15 protein-coding genes are annotated in these 10,669 nt (G+C 68.3%); 10 read left to right on the top strand and 5 right to left on the bottom strand.

Annotated features, from left to right (window positions below; translation table 11 throughout):
* Nucleotides 1–107: 107 nt before the first annotated feature.
* From hsaB to ACLML9_RS24955, 3 genes are all read left to right on the top strand, one after another.
* Nucleotides 108–731 carry a 3-hydroxy-9,10-secoandrosta-1,3,5(10)-triene-9,17-dione monooxygenase reductase subunit gene (gene hsaB / locus ACLML9_RS24965; protein ID WP_051714701.1) on the top strand — a complete coding sequence of 208 codons (624 nt, stop codon included), beginning with the start codon at nucleotides 108–110 and terminating at the stop codon, nucleotides 729–731.
* A 74-nt stretch (nucleotides 732–805) separates the two neighbouring features.
* Complete coding sequence (locus ACLML9_RS24960; protein WP_030522953.1) at nucleotides 806–1,018, top strand: type II toxin-antitoxin system VapB family antitoxin; 213 nt, start codon at nucleotides 806–808, stop codon at nucleotides 1,016–1,018.
* 2 nt (nucleotides 1,019–1,020) lie between these two features.
* Nucleotides 1,021–1,437 carry a PIN domain nuclease gene (locus ACLML9_RS24955; protein WP_411947804.1) on the top strand — a complete coding sequence of 139 codons (417 nt, stop codon included), beginning with the start codon at nucleotides 1,021–1,023 and terminating at the stop codon, nucleotides 1,435–1,437.
* A gap of 33 nt (nucleotides 1,438–1,470) precedes the next feature.
* Here the strand turns inward: ACLML9_RS24955 and ACLML9_RS24950 are convergent, their stop codons facing one another.
* Together ACLML9_RS24950 and ACLML9_RS24945 are read right to left on the bottom strand one after the other, a co-directional pair.
* On the bottom strand, nucleotides 1,471–1,896 hold the full coding sequence (locus ACLML9_RS24950) for an acyl-CoA thioesterase (protein WP_411947803.1): 426 nt from the start codon (nucleotides 1,894–1,896) through the stop codon (nucleotides 1,471–1,473).
* A gap of 52 nt (nucleotides 1,897–1,948) precedes the next feature.
* Complete coding sequence (locus tag ACLML9_RS24945; RefSeq protein ID WP_411947802.1) at nucleotides 1,949–2,680, bottom strand: NAD(P)-dependent oxidoreductase; 732 nt, start codon at nucleotides 2,678–2,680, stop codon at nucleotides 1,949–1,951.
* Nucleotides 2,681–2,702: 22 nt separating this feature from the next.
* Between ACLML9_RS24945 and ACLML9_RS24940 the strand changes: the two genes are divergently transcribed.
* A complete protein-coding gene (locus tag ACLML9_RS24940) occupies nucleotides 2,703–2,993 on the top strand; it encodes a winged helix-turn-helix transcriptional regulator (RefSeq protein WP_411947801.1) in 291 nt (96 codons plus the stop codon).
* On the opposite strand, the gene ACLML9_RS24935 is transcribed toward ACLML9_RS24940, so the two are convergent.
* Nucleotides 2,972–3,721 carry a hypothetical protein gene (locus ACLML9_RS24935; RefSeq protein WP_411947800.1) on the bottom strand — a complete coding sequence of 250 codons (750 nt, stop codon included), beginning with the start codon at nucleotides 3,719–3,721 and terminating at the stop codon, nucleotides 2,972–2,974. The two genes, ACLML9_RS24940 and ACLML9_RS24935, sit on opposite strands and share 22 nt — an antisense overlap.
* A 233-nt stretch (nucleotides 3,722–3,954) precedes the next feature.
* On the bottom strand, nucleotides 3,955–4,332 hold the full coding sequence (locus ACLML9_RS24930; protein WP_411947805.1) for a MerR family transcriptional regulator: 378 nt from the start codon (nucleotides 4,330–4,332) through the stop codon (nucleotides 3,955–3,957).
* Between the two features lie 65 nt (nucleotides 4,333–4,397).
* Here ACLML9_RS24930 and ACLML9_RS24925 point away from each other — a divergent pair, with 65 nt between their 5' ends.
* Nucleotides 4,398–5,492, top strand: a complete 1,095-nt coding sequence (locus ACLML9_RS24925; RefSeq protein ID WP_411947799.1) for an alkene reductase — start codon at nucleotides 4,398–4,400, stop codon at nucleotides 5,490–5,492.
* A 209-nt stretch (nucleotides 5,493–5,701) separates the two neighbouring features.
* Here the strand turns inward: ACLML9_RS24925 and ACLML9_RS24920 are convergent, their stop codons facing one another.
* Nucleotides 5,702–6,622, bottom strand: coding sequence for a helix-turn-helix transcriptional regulator (locus ACLML9_RS24920; RefSeq protein WP_411947798.1), 921 nt, complete (start codon nucleotides 6,620–6,622; stop codon nucleotides 5,702–5,704).
* A gap of 31 nt (nucleotides 6,623–6,653) precedes the next feature.
* Between ACLML9_RS24920 and ACLML9_RS24915 the strand changes: the two genes are divergently transcribed.
* The 5 genes from ACLML9_RS24915 (at nucleotide 6,654) to ACLML9_RS24895 (ending at nucleotide 10,551) form a co-directional block, all read left to right on the top strand.
* Nucleotides 6,654–6,884, top strand: a complete 231-nt coding sequence (locus ACLML9_RS24915; RefSeq protein ID WP_411947797.1) for a hypothetical protein — start codon at nucleotides 6,654–6,656, stop codon at nucleotides 6,882–6,884.
* Nucleotides 6,885–6,995: 111 nt separating this feature from the next.
* Entirely contained in the window at nucleotides 6,996–7,253 is a 258-nt protein-coding gene (locus ACLML9_RS24910; RefSeq protein ID WP_063061950.1) for a type II toxin-antitoxin system Phd/YefM family antitoxin, read from the top strand.
* Nucleotides 7,246–7,515, top strand: coding sequence for a Txe/YoeB family addiction module toxin (locus ACLML9_RS24905; RefSeq protein ID WP_411947796.1), 270 nt, complete (start codon nucleotides 7,246–7,248; stop codon nucleotides 7,513–7,515). The genes ACLML9_RS24910 and ACLML9_RS24905 overlap by 8 nt, the downstream gene beginning before the upstream one ends.
* A gap of 462 nt (nucleotides 7,516–7,977) precedes the next feature.
* Entirely contained in the window at nucleotides 7,978–9,666 is a 1,689-nt protein-coding gene (kstD, locus tag ACLML9_RS24900; protein WP_411947795.1) for a 3-oxosteroid 1-dehydrogenase, read from the top strand.
* Between the two features lie 21 nt (nucleotides 9,667–9,687).
* On the top strand, nucleotides 9,688–10,551 hold the full coding sequence (locus tag ACLML9_RS24895) for a MaoC/PaaZ C-terminal domain-containing protein (RefSeq protein ID WP_411947794.1): 864 nt from the start codon (nucleotides 9,688–9,690) through the stop codon (nucleotides 10,549–10,551).
* Nucleotides 10,552–10,669 lie beyond the last annotated feature (118 nt).

Here is a 10,669-nt window from a genome sequence, read left to right as displayed (position 1 = left end):
GTGTTTTACATTTGATCTCCGGCCGCACCCGGTGCGATACTCGCACCGGGTCCGGCTGAATCCGGCGGCCCGTCCGCCGGCAGCTCCATGAACGAGGCGAGGACGGTATGAACGTGACGGCACCAGCGGATCCGGCCGACGGCGCGGGCGAAGCGGCCGCGGAGCAGGCCACCATCGACCCCCGGCAGTTCCGCAATATCCTGGGGCAGTTCTGCACCGGCATCACGGTCATCACCACGCTCACCGACGACGAAACCCCCATCGGTTTCGCCTGCCAGTCCTTCGCCGCCCTCTCCCTCGAACCACCCCTGGTGCTGTTCTGCCCGACCAAGGGTTCGCGGTCCTGGGCCGCCATCGAGGCCAACGGCCGATTCTGCGTGAACGTACTCGCCGAGGAACAGCAACCGGTCTGCGCGAAATTCGGCTCACGCGAACCGGACAAGTTCGCCGGAACCGACTGGCACACCTCCGAGCTCGGCCTGCCCCGGCTGGACAACTCCCTGGCCACCATCGAATGCCGGGTGGACAGTGTGGTCGACGGCGGCGACCACTTCATCGTCATCGGCCGCGTGCTGGCCATGTCGGAGACCCCCGCCGCCACCAACGGCCGCCCGCTGCTGTTCTACCGGGGCCAGTACACCGCCATCGAACCGGAGAAGACCACCCCGGCCCCCTGGCGCGCCGACCTCGACCACTTCCTCACCACCACGACCCTGGACACCTGGTTGTAGGCGGCCGAATGATATCAACCTCGGGCGTATGCGATATCATCTGAGGTGTTCCGATATCAGGAGGTGATACGCCCATGGCACGAACTGTCATCGACGTAGACGACGAAAAGTTGGCCGCAGCGGCCGAGATTTTCGGAACGACGACCAAGGTCGCGACTGTGAATGCTGCCCTCGAGGACGCGATCAAGCGCCGCCGGCGACAATCCTTCCTCGACTGGATCGGTGCAGGCGGCCTCCCGGACCTGACCGGTCCAGTCGATCCGCCGGCCGGCCAGGGTGCGGCCTGAAGGTGCCCACCCGATACCTCATCGACAAGTCGGCGTTCGCTCGCTACCCGAAGCCGGCTGTCCGCGCGGTTATCGACCCGCTGCACAATGCCGGTCTCCTGGCCATCTGCGGGGCGGTCGAGCTGGAGATATTGCACTCGGCCCGGTCGAAGACCGACGCCCAGCGGATTCGCGAGGAATTGCGTGGTTTCGACTGGTTACCGACCCCCGACGAAGCCTGGGATCGCGCTGTCGAGATCCAGGGCCTGCTGATAGAGGGCGGAAACTGGCGCGCACTGTCGGTCGCCGACCTCATCATTGCCGCCGTCGCCGAACGGCACCACACCACCGTGCTGCACTACGACGGCGACTACGACATGATCGCTGCGGTCACGGGACAACCTACGCGATGGGTAGCCCGGCCGGGCACAGCAGATTGACCAGGCTTGATGGCGCCAACCTATATACGTACATCAGTATCGGACAAGCTGCAGCAGTTCGGGCCGGCTCGCCATCGACCGCCATTGCCGGGCCGGGTCGGCGACGAGACGGCGGGTGGTCAGGTCCAGTAGCCCGCTGACGTGCGTCACCGTCGCGGCGACCTCCCCGTCCGGGCGGGTGAGGACGTGCTCGACCCGGTAGGTCTTGCCGGTCCCCCACACCCAGTCGCAGGTGATGTCGACAAAGTCGCCGCCGCGCAGCTCCCGCTGGAAACGCAGGACCGTCTCCAGGTTCACCGGGCCGAAGCCGGCCGCGATCATCTCCGCCACCGAAATGCCCGCCGCCTGTACACATGCGAACCGGGAGTGATCGGCGTACTGGTGATACGCCGCGCCGGTCACGTGCCCCTGGAGATCCAGGTCGGAAACTCGCACTTCGATCCGGTTGGTGAACGCCATGACCGAATCATGCCGGTCACCACCGACAGGCGGCGGGCACCGGTGGTGCGCGTTACTCGCGGTTCCCGGCCAGCTCCTCGGTGATCCGTTCCAGTCCCTCGCCCGCCCGTCCGTCGGCGATCTGCCGGTCGATGAGGTTCTTGATCGGGCCGACGATGTCCAGGGCGACCCCGGCGTCCCGGCCGGCCCGCACGATCGCGTCGAAGGCGGGTTTGTGGAATCGCGCGGGCTGTACCTCGTCGGTGTAGTCGCCGCTGTCGATCACCTCGGCATATGCCGGGAGCAGTCCCGCCATGGCGGTGACGTACGCGGCCGCCCGGGATGCGAAGGAGGTGGCCGTGACCCCGGCCGAGCGCACCATGGCGGCACCGTGGAAGAACCCGGTGAACATGGCGTACATACCGGCCGGCAGCGCGAAATCGTAGAGCGCGGCGGTTCCGGGAACGTCGCCGAAATAGTCTGCCGCACCGAGCTTTTCGAGGTCCGGGCGGAACCGCTCGAAGACCTGCTCCGACCCGCTGTAGAGGATCGAGGCGCCCGGCCCGCCGATCATGGGCGGTACCGCCATGATGCCGCCGTCCAGGAAGTCGATACCGCGGTCGGCGGCCCACCGGCCGAACTCCCGCGACTCCTCCGGAGTGGTGCTGGTGAGATCGATCAGCGCCTTGCCGCGCAGGCCATCGGCCACCGGATCCAGTACCGCGTGGACCGAGGCGTGGTCGCCCAGCACCGCGATCACCAGGTCGGCCGTGGCGACGGCGGCGGACGGATCGGCGGCGCGCACCGCGCCCTGTGCGACGAGTTCGGTGTCCTTTCCGGGTGAACTGCGCCGCGGGTTGCCCGGTGTCTCGGAGAAGATGCTGATCCAGCAGTTGCGCGAACTCGAGGAGGACGGGCTGGTGGGCCGGAAAGCGCACCCCGAGGTGCCGCCGCGGGTGGAGTACCGGCTCACCGGCCTCGGTCGATCGCTGAACAGCGCGCTGGAACCGCTCGGCGCATGGGGGCGGGAACGAATCGAACGGATCGGGGCGGCCCGGATCCAGCCGCCCCCCGAGCCGAGCCGGACGGCGGCCGGTCAGGACGCGGCCGCGAAATAGGCCGTGCGTACGTCCACTATCGTCGGCGGGGGTAGGTCGGGAGAGCCCGCGCCGAGCTCGCCCAGCCGGATATGCCAGGTGGGGGCCGAGGTGTCGATGGCGGTCCGGGCGTCGGACGGTTGCAGGACGACCTCCGCGCCGCCGGTGCACGAGTAGGCGCCCACCAGGCCGTCGGCCCGGCCGCCCCATGCCCCGCCCACCCGGATACGGCAGCGGCGGCCGTCGGCCAATTCGAGCGCCCATGGTTCGGGATCGGCGGTTTTCCCGATCGGTTCGAGCCCGGGCTCGACGCTGTACCAGCGCAGTTCACGGTTCCAGGGGTCATCGGCGCACAGCAGTTCGGCTCCGCTCGCCCTCGCCCAGCAGATATCGGCGGCGTCGGCGGAGGCACCACAGTGGTAGATACCCGGGCTGGTGGCGGACCGGCTGGATATGCCGTTGGTGCAGTCGAGGCGGCCGGCGGGGGCGGTACCGGAGACATCGAAACCGTCGGTCGGCCGGCCGGAACCGTCGACGGCGACCAGGGAAACCACTGTGGTGGGTGGCGGGTCCGATGGCTGCTGCTCATCGGTCGCCGCGGCCGTGGACCCTTGCGCCGCTCCCGGGGGCGCGGCCGAGGAGGCCACCGCGCCGGGGTCGCCGCCGCTCGGCGACGCACAGCCGCTCAGCGCTACCACCAGCAACGACGTGTAAACCGGAACCGACCGTACCCACACCGCGAACGCCATGAGCCACCACCTGACTCGGGGACAGTGGGCCCGAGTGTAGCCGGGGCGGACGCGAAGTCGGCAGAATCGGCACGTGAATTCTTCGCCGGGACGTGACGGGATCGGGTCGGCCGCTTCCCGGTTTCACCGGGTGCCACCGGCGCGGACCGCTGGAGGCCGGAAACTCACCGGCGCAGCGCCATATCCGGTGTCGGATACGGATGCCGAACGCGGAAGGGTCTATTCGAGGACGCTCACGCAGCCGTCGCCGTGAAACTCGCCCCCGCCCGCTCGATCACCTCGTCGAGTACCTCACGGGAGCGGAGCAGATCGGCGATCATGCGGTCGATCCGGTCCCGTTCGACCTGCAGCTCGTTCACCAGGGCGGGTGTGGCGAATTCGTTGGCGCCGCCGTCGGCGTCCCGCATGCAGGGCAGGATCTCCACGATCTTCTTACTGCACAGTCCGGCCGCGAACAGCTCCTGGATGTGCACCACCCGGTCCACCGCGTGCTCCGGATAGTCGCGATGTCCGCCCGGGGTGCGGTCGGCGGTGAGCAACCCCTGCTCCTCGTAGTAGCGCAGTGATCGTTCGCTGACCCCGGTCCGCTGCGCCAGTTCTCCGATTCGCATGCTCACCTCGCATTTTCCTGTTCGGGCTTGAACTTCACATCAATGTCAGGTCTTACCGTCCAGGCATGACAACCACAGCGCCCAGTGATCTATTCGCTCCCACCCACCTCGCCGGCCTGGAACTTCCGCACCGCCTGGTGATGGCCCCCTTGACGCGTAACCGCGCAGGCGCGGACGGCACCCCCTCGGACCTGATGACGACCTACTACGCCCAGCGGGCCGGTGCGGGCCTGATCATCGCCGAGGCCGCCACTCCGAGCCAGGTGGGTCAGACCTACGCCAATATCCCCGGTATCCACCGCGCCGAGCACATCGCGGGCTGGCGCCGCGTCACCGACGCCGTCCGGGCGGCCGGGGGCCATATGTTCCTGCAACTCCAGCACGGCGGCCGGGTCGGCCATCCCGACAACAGCGGCCTGGTCCCGGTCGCGCCCTCGCCGATCCCCCTGCCCGAAACCGTGCACACCCCGTCGGGCCATCAGCCGGCCGTGACGCCGCGGGAACTCACGGTCGACGAGATCCACGGGACCGTAGCCGATTTCGTCACCGCCGCACGCAATGCCGTCGACGCCGGTTTCGCCGGGGTCGAGGTCCACAGCGCCAACGGTTACCTGCTGCACCAGTTCCTGGCCCGCAACACCAACCACCGCACCGACGCGTACGGCGGTCCGGTCGAGAACCGCATCCGGTTCACCGTCGAGGTCGTCACGGCGGTGGCGGCGGCCATCGGCCCGGAGCGGGTGGGATTGCGCATCTCGCCGGCCAATCCGGTCAACGGCATAGCGGAGGGCGATACCGAGGCCATCTATCCGGCGTTGGTCACCGCGGTCGCCGGACTGGGCCTCGCCTACCTGCACATCGTCCGGGTCGACGCGAACGACCCGCTGCTGCGGCAGCTCCGTGCACTGTGGCCCGGGAGTCTCGTCGCCAACCCTTCGGGTGATGCCCCCGACCCCGGCGCCATCATCGACCGGGCCGAGCGCCTGCTCGCCGCCGGAGCCGATCACATCGCCCTGGGCCGCGCCTTCCTGGCCAACCCCGACCTGGTCGAACGCCTGCACACCGGCGCGCCGCTCAACCCGATCCGCGATGCGCATCTGATGTATGTCGGCGGGGCCGAGGGTTATACGGATTATCCGACCCTCACGGCGACCGCCTGAGCACCCGGTATACGGCACCCCGCCGGGCCGCGTATTTCCGGCGGGAGGAGATCCGTGCACGTAGGCGGGACCGGCCGGCGACCCGGTCCGCCGGCCCGGTGGTCAGCACCCGGATCGACGCCCTTCGCTGCATGGCCGACCGGCGACATCCTCCCGGCGTGTATCACCGCTGGATCACCGGCCGCTCGCGGTACCGGCTCCCGGCCCTGTCAAAGGTGGGCGACCGCCTCCCGGTACCGCCGGCCCAGGGTGCGGATGTGCTCGACCAGTTCCGGTGGGCCGTCGATACGGAAATCCATCATGAGCATGCTCAGGTAGATGGCGATCGTCTCCATCGCGTCCGCGCCGGTGAGCAGCAGGCACGAGCCCTCGTCGACCGGCACCACGACCCCGACCGCCGGATTGATCCGGGCGATAACGGTTTCCGCGGGCGCCAGCACCGTGACCCGGGCGTGCACGGCGTAACCGGCCGAGGCCACCTCCCGGAGTACGAAGGCGACCAGATCGCTCTCGGGTGGAGTCCGGGCGGCGAAGCGGCGAGTGCCCGCCACCACCCGGCGCCGATTCGCCACCGAAAACGCGCGCCAGGCGTGCGTATCGAGGTCGTAGGCGACCAGGTACCAGCGCCGCTGCCAGCTGACCAGCCGGTACGGCTCGACCCGGAGCTCGTCGAGTTCGAGTTCCCGGGCGGCGCGGATCGCCGCCGCGATCGTGGCCAGGGTTTCCGCGGGCACCGGCGCGTCCGGTTCCCGGGAGCCGATCGTCGCCGGGCCGACCGCGGTGGTCTCGCGCAATGCGTTGACGGTGCGCTGTAAACGCTTGGGCAGGATCCGTTCCAATTTGGCGAGAGTCCGTTTGACGCTGTGGTCTATATCGGCGATACCGGTGGACCCGTCCTCGGCGAGGCCCATGGCCAGGGCGACCGCAACCGCTTCGTCGTCGTCGAGCAGCAGCGGCGGCATGGTGGCGCCCTGACCGAGGCGGTAGCCGCCGACCGGGCCCCGGGTGGCGTGTACCGGGTAGCCGAGTTCGCGCAGGCGAGCGATGTCCTGGCGCAGGGTGCGATCGGTGATACCGAGCCGTTGTGCCAGTTCGGGACCGGTGTATCCGCGGTCCTGGAGCAGCCCCACCCCGCTCCCCTTCGGCCCGCTGCCCACTCCGGTGGCCGCAGTGCTGTGCGCCCTGGACGCGGCGGTGCACGCCTGGGATATCGCGATCGCCACCGGACAGGAATCGCCGCTGACCGACGAACTCTCGGCCCCGATCCTCGCCGCGGCCCAGGGCCGGGTCGAACCGCTGCGCGACTGGGGCGCCTACGGCCCGACCGTCGAGGGCGAGGGTTCCAGCACCGACCGCCTGCTGCGCTACCTCGGACGCCGACCACGGAGTTGACCCCCGCGGATGCGGACCGGGTTCCGCTGCGACGAACCCCGGTCCGCTGAGATGGACCAGATCAACCCCCAAGTTGTACGATATATTGTACGAATCAACCGAGGGGCATCAATGACCGCACTACCCATCTCCACGGTCCGCCAGCAGCTGTTCTCACTGGTCCAGCAGGTGAACGACGACCACGACACTGTCACAGTGGTCACCAAGAGCGGCCAGAACGCTGTCCTGGTGTCGGAATCCGATTGGAACTCGATTCAGGAGACGCTCTACGTTCTGGCGACACATGGTGGAGTGCGGCTGCTCGAATCCGCACGTGATGCCGAAGAGGGGCGGTTCGAAGCGCAGGAGCTGCTGGATCCCGATGCATAAGCGCAAGCTGGTGTTCACGGCCTACGGCTGGGAGACCTACACATCGTGGCTCGCCCGAGATCGCTCGGTGCTCAAAGCGGCCAACAAACAGATCTCCGCCGCGCTTGCCGATCCCTTCTCGGGTATCGGCAAGCCCGAACCACTCAAACATCAGCTCGCGGGCAGATGGTCGAGGCGGATAACCCGCGAGCACCGCCTGATCTACTACGTGACCGATACCGAATTGGTGGTCATCGGAGTCGGCGGACACTACGAGGAGTAGCGCGACGCGGCCGCCCAGGGCCGGATCGAGTCCGGTGGCGAGCTAGGCTTCGCCCGCCGGTGCGCCGCCGACCGACCGCGCACCGGTCAAGCCCTGCCAGCCCGTTCTTGTAGGCGGGCGCGTGGGCGTGCAGCATCTCGCGGTTGGCGATGAAACCGCCCGCGGTCAGCACCACGCCGCGCCGGGCCAGTACCCGGAGCGTGGTCGCGGACCTGCGGTCCAGCCGGTTCAGCCGTTTCTCCAGTGCCCGGCGCAGCGGCGGGTAGTAGATACCGGGTTTGGCGGCGATCGCGGCCAGCCGCGCGTAACGGGCCTTGACGCGCGCGGGCGCATCGCGCAGACTCCGGCGGAGAGCGCGGTCGCGAACTCCACCACAAACTGAAACGAGTTTCCCTGCTGTTTACGCCGCAGAACAAGTCTTCTGCCAGACAACATAGACCAACAGCGACATCATTCTATAACGTGTTCTACATGAACGATCGGGAATACGATGTGGTGGTGGTCGGCAGCGGCGCCGCCGGGATGACCGCCGCCCTCACCGCCGCGCACAACGGGCTGAGTGTGGTGATCCTGGAGAAGGCGCCGTACTACGGCGGATCTACCGCGCGCTCGGGCGGCGGGGTGTGGATCCCCGGTAACAAGGCCCTGCGCGAATCGGGCGGTCCCGACGACCGCAAGGAAGCGCGCCGGTACCTGCACAGCATCATCGGCGACGTGGTGCCCGCCGAGCGGATCGATACCTATATCGATCGCGGCGCCGAAGCCATGGATTTCGTCCTCGCGCACTCGCCGCTGAAGATGACCTGGGTCAAGGGCTATTCCGACTACTACCCAGAGGCCCCCGGCGGCCGGGCGGGCGGGCGGTCCTGCGAGCCGAAGCCGTTCAACGCCAAGATCCTCGGCGACGAGCGGTTCAATATCCATCCGCCCTATTCCAAGGCGCCGCTGAACGTGGCGGTCACCCAGGCCGACTTCGTGCGGCTGAACCTGATCCGCCGCCACCCGAAGGGCATGCTGCGGGCCCTGCGCGTCGGGGCGCGCACCTACTGGGCGAAGTTCACCAACAAACATCTGATGGTGATGGGGCAGGCGGTCATCGCCGGTATGCGCAAGGGCCTGATGGACGCGAACGTGCCCCTGCTGCTCGACACCCCCATGACCAAACTGGTCGTCGAGAACGGCAAGGTCACCGGCGTCGAGGCCACCCACAAGGGCGAAACGGTCACCTTCACCGCGCGCCACGGCGTGGTGCTCGGCAGCGGCGGGTTCGAGCACAACGCCGAGATGCGGGCCAAGTACCAGCGCGAACCGATTACCACTGAGTGGACAACCGGTGCCGCCACCAACACCGGTGATGGCATCGTCGCCGGTATGGACGCGGGCGCCGCTATCGGCTTCATGGAGGACGCGTGGTGGGGGCCCACCATCTTCAAGGGCGGCAAGCCCTGGTTCGCGCTGTCCGAGCGCAACCTGCCCGGTTCCATCATGATCAACTCGCGGGGTGAGCGGTTCGGCAACGAGTCCGCGCCCTATGTCGAGGCCGTGCACACCATGTACGGCGGTGAATACGGGCAGGGTGAGGGACCCGGGGAGAACATCCCGACCTGGCTCGTCTTCGATCAGCGCTACCGCAACCGCTACATGTTCGCCAGCTTGCAGCCGGGCCTGAAGTTCCCGGCGCGCTGGATGGAGAACGACCTCATCGTCAAGGCCGCGACCCTGCCGGAACTGGCCGAGAAGATCGGGGTGCCCGCCGATAAATTGGCGGCCACGGTGGAGCGGTTCAACAAGTTCGCCGAAACCGGTAAGGACGAGGACTACGGCCGCGGCGACAGCCAGTACGACCGGTACTACGGCGACCCGACCGTGAAACCGAACCCGTGCCTCGCGTCCCTGGTCCAGGGTCCGTTCTACGCGGCCAAGATGGTGCCCGGCGATCTCGGCACCAAGGGCGGCCTGGTCGCCGATACCGCGGCGCGGGTCCTACGCGAGGACGGCACCCCGATCGAGGGCCTGTACGCCTCCGGGAACGTATCGACCCCGGTCATGGGCCACACGTATGCGGGCCCCGGCGCCACCATCGGACCGGCGATCGCCTTCGGCTACCTCGCGGTCCACGACATCATCGCCAGTTCGAAGACCACGGCCTGAGCCGATCCGAGGAGAATCTGTATGCCCATCGATCCGAAAGTCGCGCTCGGCGCGGAACTCCCGAGCAAGGAATTCTCCTGGACCGCCTCCGATGTCCAGCTCTACCACCTGGGCATCGGCGCCGGCCACCGGTGGACCGAGCCGGCCGAACTGCGCTACCTCGACGACCGGGAACCGCAGGTACTGCCCACTTTCGCCACCGTCGCCCACACCTTGCGCGATACCGACCCGCCGAAGGTGAGGTTCCCCGGCGTCGATATCGACCTGGCCAAGGTGGTGCACGGTTCGCAGGAAGTGCGGATACACCGGCCGCTGCCCGCCTCGGGTAAGGCGACCCGGACGGGCCGGATCAGCGAACTGTGGGACAAGGGCGCCAACGCGGTGATCGTGCAGGAGTTCACCGTGACCGGTTCCGACGGCGCAGCGCTGTGGACCGAACGATCCTCCATCTTCGCCCGCGGCGAAGGCGGATTCGGCGGTGAGCGCGGCCCGAGCAGCAAGGCCGAACTCCCCGACCGTGCGCCGGATTTCGACGTCACCACCGCGACCCTGCCGCAGCAGGCCCTGCTCTACCGCCTCTGCGGCGATCGCAACCCGCTGCACTCCGACCCCGAATTCGCGAAGGGCGCGGGTTTCCCGGCGCCGATCCTGCACGGTCTGTGCACCTACGGGATCATCTGCAAAACCGCCACCGATACGGTGCTGGACTCCGTCGCCGGCCGGGTGACCGGGTTCAAGGCGCGGTTCGCCGGCGTGCTGTTCCCCGGGGAGACGCTGCGGTCGCGCATCTGGCGGGAGCCGGGACAGCTGATCATCAGCGCCACCGCTGTCGAACGTGACGGCGCACCGGTGCTGGGAGACGTGGTGCTCGACTACGCCCGGTAACCCGTGTTCCCAGGAGCCGACCGGACACGTTCATGGCCGGCGAGCAACCGTTCTCATCCGGCAGTGGATCGGTCGCCTGGACAGACCGGCTTGCTCACCCACACAGTGTGGGTGAGCA

This window comes from Nocardia sp. NPDC002869, from assembly GCF_046764065.1.
In the GTDB taxonomy this organism is placed as follows: domain Bacteria; phylum Actinomycetota; class Actinomycetes; order Mycobacteriales; family Mycobacteriaceae; genus Nocardia; species Nocardia rhamnosiphila.
The sequence above is the reverse complement of the archived record's forward strand: the minus strand, read 5'-3'. Positions and strand labels throughout refer to the sequence as shown.

Bases quoted from the DNA above. Each gene is read 5' to 3' on its own strand.
- ACLML9_RS24925 (WP_411947799.1), top strand. From the start codon at position 4,398: ATGACAACCACAGCGCCCAGTGATCTATTCGCTCCCACCCACCTCGCC.
- ACLML9_RS24960 (WP_030522953.1), top strand. From the start codon at position 806: ATGGCACGAACTGTCATCGACGTAGACGACGAAAAGTTGGCCGCAGCG.
- ACLML9_RS24930 (WP_411947805.1), bottom strand. From the start codon at position 4,332: ATGCGAATCGGAGAACTGGCGCAGCGGACCGGGGTCAGCGAACGATCA.
- ACLML9_RS24895 (WP_411947794.1), top strand. From the start codon at position 9,688: ATGCCCATCGATCCGAAAGTCGCGCTCGGCGCGGAACTCCCGAGCAAG.
- ACLML9_RS24935 (WP_411947800.1), bottom strand. From the start codon at position 3,721: ATGGCGTTCGCGGTGTGGGTACGGTCGGTTCCGGTTTACACGTCGTTG.
- ACLML9_RS24950 (WP_411947803.1), bottom strand. From the start codon at position 1,896: ATGGCGTTCACCAACCGGATCGAAGTGCGAGTTTCCGACCTGGATCTC.
- ACLML9_RS24910 (WP_063061950.1), top strand. From the start codon at position 6,996: ATGACCGCACTACCCATCTCCACGGTCCGCCAGCAGCTGTTCTCACTG.
- hsaB (WP_051714701.1), top strand. From the start codon at position 108: ATGAACGTGACGGCACCAGCGGATCCGGCCGACGGCGCGGGCGAAGCG.
- ACLML9_RS24905 (WP_411947796.1), top strand. From the start codon at position 7,246: ATGCATAAGCGCAAGCTGGTGTTCACGGCCTACGGCTGGGAGACCTAC.